General features: G+C 67.4%; 19 protein-coding genes. 12 read left to right on the top strand and 7 right to left on the bottom strand.

Annotation, left to right across the window (positions count from 1 at the left end):
* Positions 1-190: 190 nt before the first annotated feature.
* The 4 genes from AC1DX2_RS23115 to AC1DX2_RS23100 all read left to right on the top strand — a co-directional run bounded on the left by AC1DX2_RS23115 (position 191) and on the right by AC1DX2_RS23100 (position 1,926).
* Positions 191-442: a hypothetical protein gene (locus AC1DX2_RS23115; RefSeq protein WP_477198778.1), complete on the top strand. Its 252-nt coding sequence runs from the start codon at positions 191-193 to the stop codon at positions 440-442.
* 91 nt (positions 443-533) lie between these two features.
* Positions 534-926 carry a hypothetical protein gene (locus AC1DX2_RS23110; RefSeq protein WP_477198777.1) on the top strand — a complete coding sequence of 131 codons (393 nt, stop codon included), beginning with the start codon at positions 534-536 and terminating at the stop codon, positions 924-926.
* Positions 927-931: 5 nt separating this feature from the next.
* Complete coding sequence (locus tag AC1DX2_RS23105) at positions 932-1,510, top strand: ankyrin repeat domain-containing protein (protein WP_477198776.1); 579 nt, start codon at positions 932-934, stop codon at positions 1,508-1,510.
* On the top strand, positions 1,480-1,926 hold the full coding sequence (locus tag AC1DX2_RS23100) for a hypothetical protein (RefSeq protein WP_477198775.1): 447 nt from the start codon (positions 1,480-1,482) through the stop codon (positions 1,924-1,926). Before AC1DX2_RS23105 ends, AC1DX2_RS23100 begins: the two co-directional genes overlap by 31 nt.
* 40 nt (positions 1,927-1,966) lie before the next feature.
* Here AC1DX2_RS23100 and AC1DX2_RS23095 read toward each other — a convergent pair whose 3' ends face one another.
* Positions 1,967-4,324 carry an ATP-dependent DNA helicase gene (locus AC1DX2_RS23095; protein ID WP_477198774.1) on the bottom strand — a complete coding sequence of 786 codons (2,358 nt, stop codon included), beginning with the start codon at positions 4,322-4,324 and terminating at the stop codon, positions 1,967-1,969.
* A 106-nt stretch (positions 4,325-4,430) separates the two neighbouring features.
* Positions 4,431-4,961, bottom strand: a complete 531-nt coding sequence (locus AC1DX2_RS23090; RefSeq protein ID WP_477198773.1) for a DUF2306 domain-containing protein — start codon at positions 4,959-4,961, stop codon at positions 4,431-4,433.
* 249 nt (positions 4,962-5,210) lie between these two features.
* On the opposite strand from AC1DX2_RS23090, the gene AC1DX2_RS23085 reads away from it, so the two are divergent.
* Positions 5,211-6,200, top strand: a complete 990-nt coding sequence (locus tag AC1DX2_RS23085) for an alpha/beta fold hydrolase (RefSeq protein WP_477198772.1) — start codon at positions 5,211-5,213, stop codon at positions 6,198-6,200.
* Here the strand turns inward: AC1DX2_RS23085 and AC1DX2_RS23080 are convergent.
* The 3 genes from AC1DX2_RS23080 to AC1DX2_RS23070 are packed head-to-tail and all read right to left on the bottom strand — an operon-like array spanning position 6,163 to position 7,440.
* Positions 6,163-6,645: a GNAT family N-acetyltransferase gene (locus AC1DX2_RS23080; RefSeq protein WP_477198771.1), complete on the bottom strand. Its 483-nt coding sequence runs from the start codon at positions 6,643-6,645 to the stop codon at positions 6,163-6,165. The two genes, AC1DX2_RS23085 and AC1DX2_RS23080, sit on opposite strands and share 38 nt — an antisense overlap.
* Before the next feature lie 7 nt (positions 6,646-6,652).
* Positions 6,653-7,138: an N-acetyltransferase family protein gene (locus AC1DX2_RS23075; RefSeq protein ID WP_477198770.1), complete on the bottom strand. Its 486-nt coding sequence runs from the start codon at positions 7,136-7,138 to the stop codon at positions 6,653-6,655.
* A complete protein-coding gene (locus tag AC1DX2_RS23070; RefSeq protein WP_477198769.1) occupies positions 7,135-7,440 on the bottom strand; it encodes a DUF1330 domain-containing protein in 306 nt (101 codons plus the stop codon). Before AC1DX2_RS23070 ends, AC1DX2_RS23075 begins: the two co-directional genes overlap by 4 nt.
* A gap of 95 nt (positions 7,441-7,535) precedes the next feature.
* On the opposite strand from AC1DX2_RS23070, the gene AC1DX2_RS23065 reads away from it, so the two are divergent.
* A complete protein-coding gene (locus AC1DX2_RS23065) occupies positions 7,536-8,042 on the top strand; it encodes a BON domain-containing protein (protein WP_477198768.1) in 507 nt (168 codons plus the stop codon).
* Positions 8,043-8,047: 5 nt separating this feature from the next.
* On the opposite strand, the gene AC1DX2_RS23060 is transcribed toward AC1DX2_RS23065, so the two are convergent.
* Positions 8,048-9,208 (bottom strand): DUF5666 domain-containing protein, encoded by a 1,161-nt coding sequence (locus AC1DX2_RS23060; protein WP_477198767.1) that lies wholly within the window; start codon positions 9,206-9,208, stop codon positions 8,048-8,050.
* Positions 9,205-10,242 carry a DUF6502 family protein gene (locus AC1DX2_RS23055; RefSeq protein WP_477198766.1) on the bottom strand — a complete coding sequence of 346 codons (1,038 nt, stop codon included), beginning with the start codon at positions 10,240-10,242 and terminating at the stop codon, positions 9,205-9,207. The genes AC1DX2_RS23060 and AC1DX2_RS23055 overlap by 4 nt, the downstream gene beginning before the upstream one ends.
* A 185-nt stretch (positions 10,243-10,427) precedes the next feature.
* Here AC1DX2_RS23055 and AC1DX2_RS23050 point away from each other — a divergent pair, with 185 nt between their 5' ends.
* The 6 genes from AC1DX2_RS23050 (at position 10,428) to sppA (ending at position 16,979) form a co-directional block, all read left to right on the top strand.
* Positions 10,428-10,946 carry a TlpA family protein disulfide reductase gene (locus tag AC1DX2_RS23050; protein ID WP_477198765.1) on the top strand — a complete coding sequence of 173 codons (519 nt, stop codon included), beginning with the start codon at positions 10,428-10,430 and terminating at the stop codon, positions 10,944-10,946.
* 11 nt (positions 10,947-10,957) lie between these two features.
* On the top strand, positions 10,958-11,197 hold the full coding sequence (locus AC1DX2_RS23045; RefSeq protein ID WP_477198764.1) for a DUF4266 domain-containing protein: 240 nt from the start codon (positions 10,958-10,960) through the stop codon (positions 11,195-11,197).
* A complete protein-coding gene (locus tag AC1DX2_RS23040) occupies positions 11,194-12,384 on the top strand; it encodes a DUF3570 domain-containing protein (RefSeq protein ID WP_477198763.1) in 1,191 nt (396 codons plus the stop codon). Before AC1DX2_RS23045 ends, AC1DX2_RS23040 begins: the two co-directional genes overlap by 4 nt.
* Positions 12,385-12,440: 56 nt before the next feature.
* The gene (locus AC1DX2_RS23035; RefSeq protein WP_477198762.1) at positions 12,441-13,358 is read left to right on the top strand and encodes an FAD:protein FMN transferase; all 918 of its coding nucleotides are present in this window, start codon (positions 12,441-12,443) and stop codon (positions 13,356-13,358) included.
* A 66-nt stretch (positions 13,359-13,424) separates the two neighbouring features.
* The gene (locus AC1DX2_RS23030; protein ID WP_477198761.1) at positions 13,425-15,005 is read left to right on the top strand and encodes an Ig-like domain-containing protein; all 1,581 of its coding nucleotides are present in this window, start codon (positions 13,425-13,427) and stop codon (positions 15,003-15,005) included.
* A gap of 90 nt (positions 15,006-15,095) precedes the next feature.
* Positions 15,096-16,979, top strand: coding sequence for a signal peptide peptidase SppA (gene sppA / locus AC1DX2_RS23025; RefSeq protein WP_477198760.1), 1,884 nt, complete (start codon positions 15,096-15,098; stop codon positions 16,977-16,979).
* Positions 16,980-17,028 lie beyond the last annotated feature (49 nt).

The following is a 17,028-nucleotide window of genomic DNA, read 5'->3' as shown; positions in this document are numbered from 1 at the left end:
GATCGACTGCGAAGTGCGGCTGCTGCCGGTCGCACGGCAGGGTCTACAGGATTCGCATCGTTGGTGGCCTAGCGTGGCTTGCGCCGTCGGTAAAGCGCCGCGATGCAACAAATGTAAAAATTCTAGACAGCAGCGGCTTTGGGCTTAGCCTCCGTTCTGCGGCACATGGAATGGGTAAGCGGAGAACAGCATGCTGGACAGAGCGAGACGAAACTTTGAGAAAACGCGGCCCGGCGGCGTCGGGGTTTTCCAGCCGGGCGTGCCCGGCATGTCCGCGCTGGAAGATTTTCAGGTGGTGGAGGCTTACGCCGACGCGCTGCAGGCGGATGGCTTGATTCGCATCACCCGCAAGCACCGCGAAGAGCACACAGGACGCCACCTGATTGACGTGATCGAGTTTGAACGCCTGCCGGGCACGGAGTCGCAGCTGGCCGGACTGTGAGCGCGCCGCTGGCTAAAATTGCTGACTGATGTTGCAATCCAACACGGGGAACGCGATGGAACCTTCTAAGCCAACGGCGTCTGTCACCACCATGTCACTGCGGTCCATGGGGATGGTGGCCTTGTCGGCATTGTTGGTTGCCGGCGGCACTTGGATGGCGCTGACGCAGCCCGCCGAGGCGCAAAGCCGCGATTGCATGCGCAACCTGGCGGGGCAAACCGTCTGCCCACCGCCCAAGACCCTGTGCCTGCGTGAGCTGGACAATCCCGCCATCAAGTGTTCACCCCCGGATGGCGGCATCCTGACCAACCGCTATGGCAAGGCGGTGTGCGGTGCCGGCAGTTGCGTGGTGGACTTGCACGGCGACGTGTTTTGCTCCAAGTCAGCCGGCGGCGCCGCGTCCATCAGCATCCAGAGCGTGCCGGTCTGCACGGATGGGTGCGAGGCGGCCAGCGCCGCGCGCTGCTCGACGCTCAGCCAGTAGGGCGTATGGATGACCAGGGTGTAGTCGGGCTGGTCGATGCCTTTGAGCACTCGATAGATGCCGGTTTGGCCGTAGCGACGCGAGAGCCGCGCCTGATTCGCGAACGCTCGTCACTTGGTGAAACCGCGCTGCATTTGTTGGTGCTGGGTCCTTCGACGGATGCTGTTCGTTTCCTTTTGAAGTTGGGTGCAGATATCAATGCCGTGTGCTTGATTGGCGAAACAGCTTTGTCGCTCGCAGCTTCAGGCGGGAAGGCCGAAGCGATGAAAGTCCTTCTGCAAGCAGGCGCTGCGCTGAAATGTGATGGGCAACTTGAACCCACGCTCCACAAGGCAGTCCGCAGCGGCAACATCGAGGTTGTGCAACTAGTGTTAGATGCCGGGGCGGATGTCAACGAGCAGGCCGACTTTGCGGAAACGCCGATTCATGTCGCCGTCGAAGGAAGCTTTGCTGCTATCGCGGCGTTGCTCATTTCGCGGGGGGCTGATCTGTCGCTGCAGAGCAGCTTTGGCGGCACGGCGCTTGACATTGCTCGGAAAGTCGGCAGCGAGGAATGCGTCGCATTGTTGTCAAACAAACACTGATCAACGAGATCCCCGTGTCCTCCACAATACGCCGCATCCTGTGGATTTCGCTCGCTTCGGCATGGCTGGCTGCTGCCGTGGGAGCCTTCGTATTCAGGCACGAACTGAGTGCGAGTACGACAGGAATGGTGGTCCTCGTCGTGCTGCTTTTGCCGTTGGCGTTGGGGCTGTATCTGCTTGCCGAAGCACTTGGCGAAGGCTTGATTTATATCTTGCTGATAGGCGCTTTCAAGGTCGTGACCATCGGGCTAATTCGCACGGAATTCACAGCGGGATCGCTGGACTTTGCGTGGCACGGGTTTGCGCGCACCAGCGATGGTAAGTTGGTTGCATCTGAAAACGCCGTTGCCATTATTGGCGTCCTTACTTATCTGACTGCCGGCGCCGTTTGGTATTTCGGTTTCTACCGCAGCTGAGTTGTTCGGCAAAGCCTGTTGCCAAAGCCGGTTGGCACAGTTACAAGCGCGGCAACGCCTCGCCAGCACCTTCCACGGCCTGGCCGGCCCCCGCCACCGCCACCCGCCACCATGCCGGCAGCAGGGCGCGCACCTGGGCACGCTGGAAGCGGTCATCCATCAGCCACACCACGCCCTGATCCTGCGGCGTGCGTATCACGCGGCCGGCGGCCTGCACCACCTTGTGCAGGCCCGGCACCAGGTAGGTGTAGTCGTAACCCTGGCCAGGCCCCAGGTTGGCCTGCACGCACTGCATGATCTGCTCGTTGACCGCGTTCACCTGCGGCAGGCCCAGCGTGGCGATGAAGGCGCCGATCAGCCGCGTGCCGGGCAGGTCTATGCCTTCGGCAAACGGGCCGCCCAGCACGGCAAAGCCTATGCCCTGGCTGTGGTGCGTGAAGCGCTGCAAAAACTCGCCGCGCAGCGCCTCGCCCATGCTGCGCTCCTGCAGCCAGATGGGGGTGTGCGGGTAGCAGGCTTGCATTTGCGTGGCGGCCATCTGCAAATAGTCATAGCTGCTGAAGAAGGCCAGGTAGTTGCCGGGGCGGGCGGCATATTGCGTGGCCATCAGCTCCACCAGCGCGGCCAGCGAGTGCGCGCGGTCGGCGTAGCGGGTGGAGATGTGGCGCGCCACGCGCACCTGCAGCTGGCTGGCGTCAAACGGCGAGGCCACGTCCACCTGCGCGGTGTTGGCGGGCAGGCCCAGCATGTCCTGCTGGTATTGCGCCGGGCTCAGCGTGGCGGAAAACAGCGTGGCCGAATGCGCGGCCTGCCAGCGCGCGGCCAGCATGGGGGCGGGCACCACGTTGCGCAGGCACAGTGTGGTGCTGTCTTGCAGGCCGTTGCCCTCGTGCAGCGTGACGTCAAACAGCGCATGCGCGCCGTGCAGCTCGGCCAGGCGCAGGAAGTGCAGGGCGTCGAAGTAAAAGGCCAGCAGCGTGGGTTCGTCGGCCTCGGGGTGGTCGGCCATGTGGTCGGCGATGTCGCCGGTCAGCTTTTGCAGGGCCTGCAGCAGCTTGTCCGGCAGCTCGGGGTAGAGCCGGTAGGGGGCTTCCTGATCGCGCACCAGCACCTCCCAGGCACGGTGCACGCGGGTGAAGCCGCCTTTGAGCGACTTGGGCGCCTCGGCCGCCGTGGCCAGCAGCGCGCGCTGGTCCAGCTCGGCGGTGTACATCTTGCGGGCGCGCTCCACCAGGTTGTGCGCCTCGTCCACCAGCAGGCTGATGCGCCAGCCGTCTTCCAGCGCCAGGCCGTGCACCAGTGCGGACACATCGAAGAAGTGGTTGTAGTCGCCCACCACCACGTCGCTCCAGCGCAGCAGGTCTTGCGTCAGGTAATAAGGGCACACGCGGTGTTGCGCGGCCAATGTGCGGATGGCGGGCTTGTCCCAGGCGCTCAGGCTCAAAGCGGCCTCGCGCGCCTGCGGCAGGCGGTCGTAGAAGCCCTGGGCCAGCGGGCAGGATTCGCCGTGGCAGGCCTTGTCGGGGTGCTCGCAGGCCTTGTCGCGCGCCACCAGTTCCAGCACGCGGGGATTGGCGACGCGCTCGCCGCCGGGGCCGCCATCGGGGCCAGGCACGCGCAGCTGTTCCATCGCGTCCAGCGCCAACTGGCGGCCGGTGGTCTTGGCGGTCAGGAACACCAGCTTGTCCAGCTGCTGGCCCGGCGTGGCCTTCAATAGCGGGAACAGCGTGCCCACCGTCTTGCCGATGCCGGTGGGGGCCTGGGCCATCAGGCAGCGGCCGGCGACGTTGGCCTTGTAGACGTTTTCGGCCAGGGTGCGCTGGCCGGCGCGAAAGTCGGCATGCGGAAAGCGCAGTGTGGCCAGCAGTGCGTCGCGCGCCGCGCGGTGCGCCTGCTGCTGCTGCGCCCAGCCCAGGAAGCGCTGGCACAGGGCTTCAAAGTGGTCGCGCAGCGCATCGGCGGTGTGGTGCTCGCTCAGCACCGTCTCGGTGCGGCGGCTGATGTCGTAATACACCAGCGCGATGTGCATGTCGGCCTTCTCGCGCTGCTGGCACATCAGCCAGCCATACACCTTGGCCTGGGCCCAGTGCAGCGCGCGGTGGTTGGCGGGCATGCGCTCCAGGCGGCCACGGTGGGTCTTGATCTCTTCCAGCCGGTTCAACTGGCTGTCGTAGCCGTCGGCGCGGCCGCGCACGCGCAGGGTCTGGTAGCTGCCGGTCAGCGACACCTCGCGCTCGTAGTGACGGCTGTCGCGCTGGTTGGCCACCTCCAGGTGGCCCACCATGCCCTGCATGGCCGTGGGCACGGGGGTGAAGCGCAAGTCCAGGTCGCCCCGCTTGGCCGTGAATTCGCACAGTGTGCGCACGGCCACGGTGAAGGCGGCGTCTGGGGTGTCCATCCGCCCTAATATACTGTGAAAATCACCAGCTCATGCACAGTTTGGGCGGATCACGCTGGGGCAGGCCCCATGCCGTGGTTTTTTGGGCTCGGCTGGTCGCGCGGTGTCAGGCTTTGGCGCCCTGGGTTGTCGTGCCTGCGCCAGGGGCCGCCGCCGTCTGCTTACGCAGCCAGCGCACCTGCGCAATGGCACCCGCAATGAAGATCAGGAACAGCACGCCGGCTGCCTTTTCCAGCACCGGGTCTTCCGCGCTGGCCAGCAGCGGGTGACCCAGCGGCAGGCGGGTGCTGGTCTCGGTGATGGCCGGGATCATGTGGAACAACAACGTGATGGAATAGCTGAGCATGGCCACATAGCGCCCCACCGTGCCCAAAGCGCCGGGCCGGCCAGCCCACCCCGCCAGCGCCAGCGCCACCAGCGTGACGATGCCCAGCACATGCGGCTTGCCAAAGCCGCCATGCTGGAAGATGCCAAAGCCGGTCACGCAGGTCATCACCGTGGTCAGCACGTAGACCTGGCCCAGCCGGGTGGCGGGGCTGATCTGCTTGTCGCGGGCCAGCGCCCAGAAGCCCGTGGCCACGGCCACCAAGCTGATCAAGGTGTGTACGACGCCCAGCGGCGTGAGTCCATAAAACATAGTGTGTTGCCTCCCTTGGGTTGATGGTGCGGCCTGGTTTGAAGCGAGGAAGCCGCCGCGCCACTGTAGCTGGCCCGGCCTGCATTTGCAGCAAAAACAATGCCAGAAGCTGCATGGGTGCGCTTCATGGTGGCCGTTGCTCAGGCAGATACCATTGCTACATCTGCTTACCTGAGGCAGCGCTTTGAAAGCATGGGACTGACCTACAGTTGGTACCCAGGATACGTCGTTGGAAAAGAGATCACGCGCATGTTGAGTCAGGACACGCTGCCGCTGCCCGGCAGAGGGCGCCCGCCCGCAGGTGGCGCAACCGCTTCGAACAAGCCTTTGGGCGCCATGCCCAAGGCGCCTTCACCCACCGCTTCGTCCGCCACGTTGGCCCTGCTGCAGCGGGTGCTGACCGGCCGCGCCGCCCCCAGCGCGCTCAGTGCGCCGGCGATGCCTGCGTCGCGCCTGGTGCGCACCCCGGTGGGGCTGCGTTCGGTGGCGTTGGCCGGCGAGGGCGGGCCCACGGTGGTGTTCGAATCCGGCCTGGGGCAGGGCAAGGAGGCCTGGGCAGCGGTGTTCCAGGCCGTTGCTGGCCACGCCCGCGCACTGGCCTATGACCGCGGCGGCTATGGCGACAGCGAAGCCGCGCCGGGGCCGCGCGACGGCCAGCAGGCGGTGCAGGAGTTGCGCGCGCTGCTGCAGACGCTGGAGTTGCCACCGCCCTATGTGCTGGTGGGCCATTCGCTGGGCGGCACGCTGATGAAGTTGTTTGCCCGCCTGTACCCGCACGAGGTGGCCGGCGTGGTGCTGGTGGACGCGCGCGATTCCGATTTTTCCAAGCGCGCGCGCCACATGGGTGTGCGCCGCATGTGGTACGAGCCGCCGAAGGCGCTGTATTGGCTGGCGCGTGCGGCCACGCGGCGCGAACTGCGCGCCATGCCGTACACCATGCAGCAGGCCAGGCGGGCTGGGCCTTTTCCCACGGTGCCCCTGATCGTGCTGACGCACAGCCGCGCGGCCACCCACTGGCCGCTCACCCTGGGCCGCGCCTGGCTGCACAGCCAGCACAGCATGGCGCGGCTGTCGGCGCTGGGGCGCATCGCCGTGTGTGACGACGCCGGCCACCACCTGCACCGCGACCGGCCGGAAGTCGTGATGGAAGCCGTGCTCAGCGTGCTGGAGGCTGCGCGCTACCTGCAGGCCAAGCGGCGTGTCAGCGTGCAGCACCCGGCGTCAGTCGTTTCTCCATGAACAGGCTCAGTGGGTCGCTGGCATAGCCGCCGAATGGCCCACGCCGTGCATAGCCCAAGGACGTGTACAAGCCTATGGCCTCGGGCTGGCGCACACCAGTCTCCAGGCGCGCAACGGCGATGCCCTGCGCGACCAGGTGTGCGTGCAGCCGCTGCATGAGGGCGCGCGACAAGCCCTTGCCGCGCTGCTGCTCAGCCACAAAGACGCGCTTGATTTCCCCGTAGGAGCCGCCGCCCTCGTCGCGTTCGGTGCGCACAGCGCCGCATGCTGCCAGTGCGCCGTCCACCCAGCAGCCCAGGAACAGCACGTTCGGCTGCATCAGCGCCTGCGCACTGGCCGGGTGGTTGCTCTCGGCCGGGTACAGCGCGGCCATGTGGGCGTCGGACTGCGCCAGCAGCGCCTGGGCGGCGGGCAGCAACGGGTCCAGCGGCTCGATCGTGACCATGGACGCCTCAGGCCTCGCGCGCGTAGACGATGAAGCCCATGTGTTTGGCCACCTTGTCATACAAGGCCCGGCCGGTGGCGTTGGTTTCGTGGGTTTGCCAGTACAGGCGGCGCGCGCCCAACTGTTGCGCATGGGCATGCGCCCCTTCGATCAACGCGCGGCCCACGCCCTGGCCGCGCGCGCTGGACAGCGTGAACAGGTCTTGCAAATAGCACACCGGCTCGATGCGGGTGGTGCTTCGGTGCAGCAGGTAGTGCGTCAGGCCCAGCAACTGGCCATCGCGCTCGGCCACCAGCGCGTAGACCGGCTCGCTGTCGTCAAAGAAACGCTGCCAGGTGGTCTGGGTGATGGCCAGCGGCAGCGCGGTGGCACCCAAGCGGCCATAGAAGGCGTTGTAGCCGTCCCACAGCGGCAGCCATTGCGCGTGATCCTGTGGCGTGATGGGACGCACGCGCAGGCCGGGGTGCGCGTGGTCTGCCGGGCTGGCGCTCATTGCGGCTGCGGACCGTCGTAGCCCTCGATGATGACGATGTCGGCAGTGGAGACATGCTTGCGCAACGCCAGTGCTTCCTTGTACTCGGGCGATTCCCAGCAATCCAGCGCGGCCTGGTAGCTGGGGAATTCGAGCACGATGTTGCGCGCGCGGCTGACGCCTTCGGGGTTTTCGAACTTGCCGCCGCGCACCAGGAAACGGGCGCCATAGGCCGCGAAAGGCTTGGCGTTGGCGGCCACATAAAGTTTGTACTGCTCGGGGTCGGTGACGTCCACGCGCGCTATCCAATAGCCTTTGGCCATGCGGTGCTCCTGGGGTTGCTGTGTTGATTGACTGCCAGTGTAGAACCGAATCGCCCGGCTTGGCTGGCGCGCCCGGCTGGGCTACAGTGGCGGGCATGAACCGTCTGGCGTGGTTTGCTGTCGTGCTGGGGCTGCTCCTGGCGCTGCCGTTGGGCGCACAGCAGCCGGCGAAGGGTGAGGTGGCCAAGGGTGAGGTGGCCAAGGGCGAGGCGGCCAAGGAAAGCCTGGTGCAGCTCGACCCCTTCCTGCTGGTGGTGGACGCCATGCCCCAGTGCCCGCGCCAGCAGCCTACGCTGTCGACGCCCAGCGAGGTCAGGGCCGTGGCCCATTACCGGGCTGAGCGCGGCACCAGTTGCTACCAGGCCGGCCGCTGCCGCCTGCCCAACGCCTTTTTGTACGACCCCGAGATCATTCCGCGCGTGAAGAAGGCGCTGCTGGCCGATGACCGCTTCGCCGACACCAGCATCTGGGTGGAGGGCAGCCGCCGCTGGGTCTGGCTGAAGGGCTGCGTGCGCAGCGCCCAGCAGGCCGCGGATGCCGAGCAGCGGGTGCGTGGGCTGGATGACGTGGAGTCCGTCATCAACCAGCTTGAAGTCAGGTAGCGTGCCTAGACCCGCACCAGGTTGGTGACCCGCACCACGTCGCCGTCTATGGTGCCGTTCACCTGCACGCTGACGCCGGTGCGGAATTCCTGCGCCTGGATGCCGACCAGGCTGGCCACCGTGGCGTCGCAGGGCTGGCCGCGCACCGTGAAGCTGGCCAGGCTGTTGAACTGCTCGATGGGCGCGCTGATCTGCACGGTGCGGCGCGCCTGTTCGTCGTTGATGGTGACGCTGCTGACCTTCAGCACGCCCGCCTGCCAGCTGCCGCTGACGCGCACCTGTGTGCCCACGCTCAAGGCGCTGCCGGCCGGGCTGATGGGGGCACCGGTGCAGTCCACCGGGTAGTTGCCCAGCGTGAAGTTGGTGTAGGCGCCACCCGCGCCGCCAGAAGAGGTGATCAGGCCGGCCACTTCGCACTGCACCTGGGGCGGCAGGCTGGCGGCGGTGCTCTGCACCTGTGCGCCGGTCAGTGCCAGGCTGCTGCCATCGGCCGACAGGCTGCCCTGCACGCGCAGCAGCGGGCCGCTTTGCAGCGTGTCGGCCAGGGTGCCGGTCAACAGCAGGCCGTTGAGCAGGCGCCGGCCGGCGGACAGCGTCACGTAGCCGGTGCTGGCCACGGCCGTGTCGGTGGTCAGCGCCACCCGGGTGGCGCTCCAGCTGTAGCCGTCGGCACCGCCTTGCAGGCCCCACACCGTCACGCGCTGGCCCAGCGTGAGCTTGGCCGCGTTGCTGATGCCCTCCAGCACGGTGGCGCTGTCGGTGCGCACCGTCATGCCGGCGAGGCTGAACTGGCCGTTGGCGCCGAGTGCCGTCACCAGCCCCTGGGCGACGGACCACACCTCGATGCTGGTGGCGCTGCCGGTGTTGCTGCCGCTGCTGGTGCGCTGGCCGCTGACGGCGGCCACCATCCCCAGACGCAAATCCGCGCTGCGGGCGTCGCGGCCATCCAGCTTCACGCTGGCGCTGCTGTCGTCCAGCCGCAGGCCGTTGACGATGACGCTGCCAAAGCCGCCGATGGCGCCTGATGCATACAGGCCGCTGCCACCGGTGCCGGGCGGCCCTTCGGCCGTGCCGCCGCCGCAGCCGCTGAGGCCGGCGGCACCCGCCAGCACCAGCCATTGGCGGCGCGTGGTGGCGGGGAAGGGGTGGTGGGGATGGTCGCTCATGCGGAGGGTTTCCTGGTGCGGCCGCCGGCAGGTGCCGGCGCCTTGGCCGGCTTGGCCACGGGGGTTGCGGTGGTCTTGCGCGCGGCCTTGGGGGCGGCCTTGGGGGCGGTTGTGCTCGCGGCTTTGTGCGTGACTTTGGGCGCTGCGGTGCCCGCGGGGCTGCCCGGCTGCATGTCGTCATGGAAGTAGACACCAAAGCGTATGCGCCGCTTGGGGCCGCTCTCTCCCTCGCTGCGCTGCCAGGCCACCATCGCGGTCTGCAGGAACTGCTTCAGCGCCGCGGCCCACAGCTGGCGCGCGCGCTGCTGCAACAACTGCGCCTGCTTGGGCGACAGGTCTTCAGAGAACGCGCTTTGCTCCAGCATCAACCCTTCGCGCCGGTTGGGTGCCAGGTTGTGCACGGCGGCGGCCAGGTGGTCGGCCACGTTGGCGATGGGGAAATGAAAGGCCTCGCCGGTGCCACCCCTGGGCACGAAGGCCTGAGCGCGCAGCACCGCGTGGCCGTCGGCGCTCAGGTCCACCGTGCCCAGGCGCACCAGCTCGTCCAGCACGGCGCGCGCGCCCACATCGCGGCTGATCTCGGACACCAGCGTGGTGAAGTCGGGCTCGCCCGGTGTGCTGCGCCGCGGTGTGCGGGCCAGCGGGCGTGGGCTCTGGTCGGCATTCAGGTAGCGCGGCTCGCTGATCCAGCGCGCCACCACCATGGAGGCCACCGACATCATGGCCGCGCCCTCGGGCGGGCCGCTGGCCTCATCACGCAGGCGCTTCACGTCCTTGCGGTGCACGCCGGTCAACAGGGCAATGCGGCTGTCGGTGCTGCCCTTTGCCGCCAGGCTGTAGCTCTGCGCCGCCTCGTCCACCAGGGCTTTTTTCAGCAGGTCCACCATGGTGGGCAACTGCAGGCCGTGGTCGATCATCAGCCGCGCCAGCGGGCGCAGCATGGTGCCCACCGCCTGCGCGGCCTGGGCAGGCTCGGGCAGGCCGGCCGGGGCGGCGGCGTCATCGGCGGCGGGAAGGGTGGGCTTGTCTGTCATCAATGCATGCACCTGATGAGCGCATCATGGCGGTGCATGGTCATAAGCATACCTATATTTTGGGCTTTTTTACCAAAATTCTATAAATTTCTTCCGGCGGGCACTTGCCATATTCCAAATTTGTGGGAAACTTACCCAATATTTTATTGACGACCATGAAACGCCATCCACCCACACGCCCGCACATGCCCAGACCTGCCACCTTCATGGGCCGCACGCTGGGCGGGCTGGTGTTGTGCCTGGCCGCCCTGGCCGTGGCCCTGCCCGCACGGGCGGTGGAAGGGGGCCAGGTGGCGCCCGAGTTCGAGCTGCCGGGGCGCACTGGCCCCGTCAAGCTCAGCGACTACAAGGGCAAGCTGGTGTACCTGGATTTCTGGGCCTCGTGGTGCGGGCCGTGCAAGCAGTCCTTCCCGTGGATGAACGACATGCAGGCCCGCTACGGCGACAAGGGCCTGCGCATCGTCGGCGTCAACGTGGACAAAAAACCTGACGACGCCACCAGGTTCCTCAGCCGCACGCCGGCCCGCTTTGATGTGGTGTTCGACACCGAGGGCAAGACGCCCAGCGCCTACGGTGTCAAGGCCATGCCCACCTCTTACCTGATCGCGCCCAACGGCAAGGTGCTGGCGGTGCATGGTGGCTTTCGCGAGGAAGACCGCGAGAAGCTGGAACGCGAGATCAAACAGATGCTGGACATCAAGTGAAGGCCTTGAACATGCTCAACACACTGACACGCGCCTCACTGGCCTTGATGGCCCTGTGCGGGCTGGCACTGCTCACCGGCTGCGCCAACCTGGGCCAGGTGCAGCCGTGGGAAAAGGGCAACCTGGCCCGCCCGGCCATGACCTTTGACAACGACCGGCTGGAAAAAGCCTTTGGTGAGCACACCTACACCAGCAAGGAAACCGCTGCCGGTGGCAGCGGCGTGGGTGGCGGGGGCTGCGGATGCAATTGAACAAGCTAACGGCTGCGCAAGCCGCTGGCGCCAGCAGCGCATGCGTCAGCGCGACCACCAGCGCGGCCCCGGCGCCCGGCTCGGTAGGCACCGCACTGCTGCTGGCCGCCATGGCGCTGCCCCTGGCGATGCCGGCACCGGCTCAGGCCGAGAGCGCGCCCGAGCGCGGCACCCTGGCCTTCAAGTACCTGGACTACCTGGACAGCCAGCCGGGCAAGGACCGCATCGCGGTGCGCGCGCCGTCCTTCCTGCTGGTGGCACCGGTGGGCAGCGACTGGTCCATCGCCAGCACGGTCACCTCGGACGTCATCTCCGGCGCCTCGCCGGCTTTCCACAACAACGGCTTTGGCAAGCTGTTTGACCACCGCCGCGCCGGCTCGCTGGAGGTCACGCGCTACTTCGGCAGCGGCACGGTCACGGTGGGCGCCAATGTGTCGAGCGAGAACGACTACCTGTCGCGCGGGGTGTCGCTGCAGATCACCCGCGCCAACGACAGCAAGAACACCACCTGGCAGTTTGGCCTGGCCCATACCGGCGACGAGATCAACCCCAGCAACCGCGTCACCCGCAACCAGACCAAGAGCGTCAACGAGTTGCTGGTGGGCGTGACACAGGTGCTGACGGCCAACGACATCGCGCAGGTCAACCTGGGCTTCTCCTGGGGCAACGGCTACTACAACGACCCCTACAAGGTGGTGGACCGCCGCCCGCGCGAGCGCAACCACGCCACGCTGATGGCGCGCTGGAACCACTTCTTTGACGCCCTTGACGCCACCAGCCGTGCCAGCTACCGCTACTACAGCAACACCTGGGGCGTGCGCGCCCACACGTTCGAGCTGGAATACGTGCAGCCGCTGGGCTTGGGCTGGACGCTGACGCCGTCGGCACGGGTCTACACGCAGACCGCCGCGCGCTTCTATGTCGATGCCGACCCCAGCATCCTGCCCTTTGCGCCCAACCCGCCCGAAGGCGCCGAGATCTATTCGGAAGACACGCGCCTGTCGGCCTTCGGCGCCCACACGCTGGGCATCAAGATCGCCAAGCAGTTGAACGACGACTGGTCGGTGGACTTCAAGGTCGAGCGCTACGAGCAGCGTGCCGGCTGGACGCTGTTTGGCGACGGCAGCCCCAACCTGCTGCCATTCCGCTACCGCGGCTACCAGCTGGGGCTGACGCGCCAGTTTTGATCCCATTGTTTTGACCGTCCGTGACTATCGTGCCAGACACCATTTCTTCCCCCGCCATGCCGACTTACCGCACCCAGTTCCAGGCCATGGCCAGCCTGTGCGAGGTGGTGCTGTCGGCGCACGACGAGTCACAGGCCCATGCGTTGGCGCAGGCCGCCGAGGCCGAGGTGCGCCGCATCGAGACCAAGTTCTCGCGCTACCTGCCCGACAGCATCGTGTCGCGCATCAACGCCGCCGCCGGCGGCCAGCCGGTGCTGTGTGACGACGAGACCTGGTCGCTGCTGGGCTATGCCGATTCGCTGCACCAGGCCAGTGGCGGCCTGTTCGACATCACCTCCGGCGTGCTGCGCCGGGTTTGGAACTTCAAGCAGCCGCGCGTGCCCGGGCCGGCCGAGCTGGCTGAGGTGCTCGCGCTGGTGGGCTGGAGCCGGGTGGAGCGCTTGCAGCAGCCGCAGGGGCGGCGCGTGCGCCTGCCGCAGCCGGGCATGGAGATCGACTTTGGTGGTTTCGGCAAGGAATACGCGGCCGACCGCGCCGCTGGCCTGTTGGCCCAGCGTGGCGTGCGCCACGGTTATGTGAACCTGGCCGGCGACATCCGCGTCATCGGCCCCAAGCCCGACGGCACGCCGTGGCACATCGGCATCCAGCACCCGCGCCACACCGGGCAACTGCTGGCCACCATCCCGTTGAGCCAGGGTGGCCTGGCCACCAGCGGCGACTACGAGCGCTATTTCGAACTGGACGGCCAGCGTTACTGCCACGTGCTGGATCCCCGCACCGGCATGCCCGTCACCCACTGGCAGTCGGTCAGCGTGATCGCGCCGCTGGCGGTGGTGGCGGGCAACTGCACCACCATCGCGATGCTGAAGCAGGCCCAGGGGCTGGAATTCCTGCAGGCCGCCGGCATGACGTATCTGGCGGTGGACCAGCACGGCACCGTTCACCAGCAAAGCCCGGAGCCTGCGCCCGCCTGATGCCATGGGCCTCGCGGCCACGGCCATTCACCCCATTCACAACATTTCCATCGGAGGGAACACACCATGCCAACACAACTTCTGGGCAACAGCAATGATCTGCGCACCATTACTGGCGGCAATCTGGAGATCGACCTGGACGGCCAGGGCGGCACCGACACGCTGAATCTGGGCACACAGTTCCAGAGCGATTTCAGCATCACCAAGTCGGCCGATGGCGCCGTGCACCTTGACACGCTGTCGGGCGCCAGCCAGTTCTTCCACGCCACGCTGTACAACTGGGAGCGCCTGGAGTTCGGCGACGGCACCTCCATCAACCTGCAGACCTTGTTCCCGTCCGCCACGCCCGTCACCGCCACGCTGGGCAGCAGCGCGCAGGGCAAGCAGAGCGGCAACGTCAACTACGCGCTGACCTTCAGCGAGTCCGTCACCGGGCTGGACGCGACCGACTTCACCGTCAGCAACGGCACCGTGGTGGGCGTGCAGGGCAGCGGCGCCACCTACACCGTGGTGGTGGCGCCCAGCGCCGGCGTGGACGGCCCACTGGGGCTGACCTTGAAGGCCTCTTCCGTCACCGGCAGCGGCGGCGGCACGCTGGCCAATGCGCTGGCCGCGGCAGCCGTGGCGGTGGACACCAAGGCACCCAGCCTGGCATCCAGCACGCCCGCGAACGGCGCCACCGGCGTGGCCATGGGCAGCACGGTGGTGCTGAATTTCAGCGAAGCGATCCAGAAGGGCAGCGGCAGCATCGTGCTGAAGGACGTCGCTGGCGCCGTGCTGGCCAGCTATGACGTTGCCACCAGCCCGCTGGTGGTCGTCAACGGCAGCAGCCTGTCGGTCTTCCCCACGCTGGCCTCGGGCACCAAGTACACGCTGGAGCTGCCTGCCGGCGCTGTCAAGGACAGTGCTGGCAACAGCCTCAGCGGCACGCTGTCCACCGGCTTTGCCACCTCGGGCGTGAAGGCCACCATCGTCGGCACCGCCAACGCCGACAAGCTGACCGGCACCGCCAACAACGACGTCATCCAGGGCCTCAATGGCGACGACAGCATTGACGGCCTGGGCGGCACCGACACCGCCGTCTACGAGGGCAGCCGCTCCAACTACGACCTGAAGCTGGGCGTCACGCTTGACGCCGTGACCACCGTGGCCGACAAGCGCGTGTTCATCGCCATCCTGCCCGGCGGCGACGGCACCGACAGCCTGACGCACGTGGAGCGCCTGCAGTTTGCCGACCAGAGCGTGGCGCTGGACCTGGGCGCCACGCAGGCGGCCGGCAAGGCGGTGCTGATGCTGGCCGCCACGCTGGGGCCGGGCATCCTGCAAAACCAGGGCCTGGGCGGCCTGTTCCTGAGCTTTTTCGACACCGGCGCCAGCGTGCAAGATGGTGCCAACCTGCTGGTGGGCGCCGGCATCGTCGCCGCCTTTGCCGGTGGCACGGACAACACCAGCTTCGTCAAGTTCATCTACAACAACGTCAACGGCAAGGCGCCTGATGCCGCCACGCTGGCCCAGGCGGTGGCCGCGCTGGACAACCACACCACCACGCAGGCCCAGTACATGGCCGACCTGACCGTTTCGCAGGCCAACCAGGACCATGTGAACCTGGTGGGGCTGGCGCAGACCGGCTGGAGCTACCTGCTCTGAGTGGCAGCGCTTGCCCCCGGGGCGCGGCGGACACGTTCGGGTTTTAGAATGGCCTGAACGGGCTTTGCTGCCGCACACACAGGGGATCACTTGAGCGCTTCGTCACCGGGTTTCATTCGCCGGGCCTTCCGGTTTTGCTGGCGCGTGCTGGACACCAGCCGGCGCGTGGTCGTCAACCTGATCTTCCTGGCGGTGGTGCTGGTGCTGGCGGTCGGCTGGTACACCAGCGGGCCGCGCAAGCTGGCCGACAAGACCGCGCTGGTGCTGGACTTGCGCGGCACCCTGGTCGAGCAGGACGCCGGCAGCCCGCGCGACCTGGCGCTGGCCCGGGTGCGTGGCGACTCGCGCAGCACCACCCGCCTGCGCGACGTGCTGGCGGTGCTGAAGGCCGGCGCTGCCGACCCGCGCATCAACAGCGTGCTGCTGATCACCGACGAGTTGCACGGCGCCGGCCTGCCCATGCTGCACGAGGTGGCGCAGGCGCTGGAGCGCTTCAAGGCCAGCGGCAAGCCGGTCATCGCCTGGGGCTCGCGCTATGACCAGCGCCAGTATTACCTGGCCGCGCACGCCAGCCAGATCTACCTGCATCCCATGGGGCAGGTGCTGCTGGAGGGTTTTGGCGGCTACCGCAACTACTACCGCGACGCGCTGGACAAGCTGGGTGTCAGCGTCAACGTGATGAAGGTGGGCACGTTCAAGAGCTTTGGCGAGCCCTACACCGCCAATGGCCCCTCGCCCGAAGCCGCCGAGGCCGACAACTACGTGCTGGGCGCGCTGTGGGCCGGCTACCTGGTCGACGTGGAAAAGGCGCGCAAGCTGCCCGCCGGCAGCATCATGAACGGCATCAACAAGCTGCCCGAGCTGATGAAGGCCGCCGAGGGCGATGGCGCCAAGCTGGCTGTCAGTAGCAAGCTGGTGGATGGCCTGAAGACGCGCGACCAGCTGCGCGACGCCATGCTGAAGCAGGGCGAGCGCGATGTGGCCAACAAGACCTTCCGCCAGGTCGGCATGGACGAGTACCTGGGCATGCAAAAGCCGCAGTTGAGCGGCGGCGTGGTGGGCGTGATCGTGGCCATGGGCGACATCACCGACGGCACGGCCAACGCCGGCCAGATCGGTGGCCTGTCCACCGCAGCGCTGGTGCGCCAGGCGCGCGACGACGATGACGTGAAAGCCATCGTGCTGCGGGTCGATTCGCCCGGCGGCAGCGCCTTTGGCGCCGAGCTGATACGCCGCGAGTTGGAGCTGACACGCCAGGCCGGCAAGCCGGTGGTGGTGTCCATGGGCAATGTGGCGGCCTCCGGCGGTTACTGGATCGCCATGGCCGCCGACGAGGTGGTGGCCGATGCCAGCACCGTCACCGGGTCGATCGGCGTGTTCACGCTGCTGCCCACCGCCGACAAGGCGCTGGACAAGCTGGGCGTGCACACCGGCGGCGCCACCAGCACCTGGCTGCGCGGCGCCTACGACCCGCGCCGCCCACTGGACCCGCGCCTGGCCGACGTCATCCAGAGCGGCATCAACCACATCTACATGGACTTCACCACCAAGGCCGCGCAGGCGCGCAAGACCACGCAACCCAAGATCGACCAGGTGGCGCAAGGCCGGGTGTGGACCGGCCAGCAGGCACTGGCGCGCGGCCTGGTGGACACCGTGGGCAGCTATGACGACGCGCTGAAGTCCGCCGCCAGGCGCGCCAAGCTGGGGGACGACTACCGCGTGGCCTACATCGAGCGCGGCATCTCGCGGCTGGACAAGGTGCTGCGCTTTGTCGGCCTGAGCGGCGTCAGCGTGGACGTGCAATTGCAGTGGCTGCCGCAGTGGCTGACCGGTGGGCCGGTGGGCCCTGTGGATGCGCTGCAGTTTGCACCGCAGGCCGCGCGCGACATGGTGGACGACCTGGCCTGGCTGGCCCAGGCGGCCGGTGGCCAGGCCTTTGCGCCGCTGACGCATTGCCTGTGTCGCCAGCCCTGAGCGGGTTTACAAAGCTTTACACCGCCATGCCCATGGGGTGACAGTGGGC

It is taken from the genome of Hylemonella sp. P2_B10, assembly GCF_056404875.1.
The sequence above is the reverse complement of the archived record's forward strand: the minus strand, read 5'-3'. Positions and strand labels throughout refer to the sequence as shown.

Coding starts and splice junctions, on each gene's coding strand:
- AC1DX2_RS23105 (WP_477198776.1), top strand. CDS start 932: ATGGATGACCAGGGTGTAGTCGGGCTGGTCGATGCCTTTGAGCACTCG.
- AC1DX2_RS23055 (WP_477198766.1), bottom strand. CDS start 10,242: ATGACAGACAAGCCCACCCTTCCCGCCGCCGATGACGCCGCCGCCCCG.
- AC1DX2_RS23115 (WP_477198778.1), top strand. CDS start 191: ATGCTGGACAGAGCGAGACGAAACTTTGAGAAAACGCGGCCCGGCGGC.
- AC1DX2_RS23095 (WP_477198774.1), bottom strand. CDS start 4,324: ATGGACACCCCAGACGCCGCCTTCACCGTGGCCGTGCGCACACTGTGC.
- AC1DX2_RS23090 (WP_477198773.1), bottom strand. CDS start 4,961: ATGTTTTATGGACTCACGCCGCTGGGCGTCGTACACACCTTGATCAGC.
- AC1DX2_RS23085 (WP_477198772.1), top strand. CDS start 5,211: ATGTTGAGTCAGGACACGCTGCCGCTGCCCGGCAGAGGGCGCCCGCCC.
- AC1DX2_RS23075 (WP_477198770.1), bottom strand. CDS start 7,138: ATGAGCGCCAGCCCGGCAGACCACGCGCACCCCGGCCTGCGCGTGCGT.
- AC1DX2_RS23050 (WP_477198765.1), top strand. CDS start 10,428: ATGCCCAGACCTGCCACCTTCATGGGCCGCACGCTGGGCGGGCTGGTG.
- AC1DX2_RS23110 (WP_477198777.1), top strand. CDS start 534: ATGTCACTGCGGTCCATGGGGATGGTGGCCTTGTCGGCATTGTTGGTT.
- AC1DX2_RS23030 (WP_477198761.1), top strand. CDS start 13,425: ATGCCAACACAACTTCTGGGCAACAGCAATGATCTGCGCACCATTACT.
- AC1DX2_RS23035 (WP_477198762.1), top strand. CDS start 12,441: ATGCCGACTTACCGCACCCAGTTCCAGGCCATGGCCAGCCTGTGCGAG.
- AC1DX2_RS23045 (WP_477198764.1), top strand. CDS start 10,958: ATGCTCAACACACTGACACGCGCCTCACTGGCCTTGATGGCCCTGTGC.
- AC1DX2_RS23065 (WP_477198768.1), top strand. CDS start 7,536: ATGAACCGTCTGGCGTGGTTTGCTGTCGTGCTGGGGCTGCTCCTGGCG.
- AC1DX2_RS23060 (WP_477198767.1), bottom strand. CDS start 9,208: ATGAGCGACCATCCCCACCACCCCTTCCCCGCCACCACGCGCCGCCAA.
- AC1DX2_RS23100 (WP_477198775.1), top strand. CDS start 1,480: ATGCGTCGCATTGTTGTCAAACAAACACTGATCAACGAGATCCCCGTG.
- AC1DX2_RS23080 (WP_477198771.1), bottom strand. CDS start 6,645: ATGGTCACGATCGAGCCGCTGGACCCGTTGCTGCCCGCCGCCCAGGCG.
- AC1DX2_RS23070 (WP_477198769.1), bottom strand. CDS start 7,440: ATGGCCAAAGGCTATTGGATAGCGCGCGTGGACGTCACCGACCCCGAG.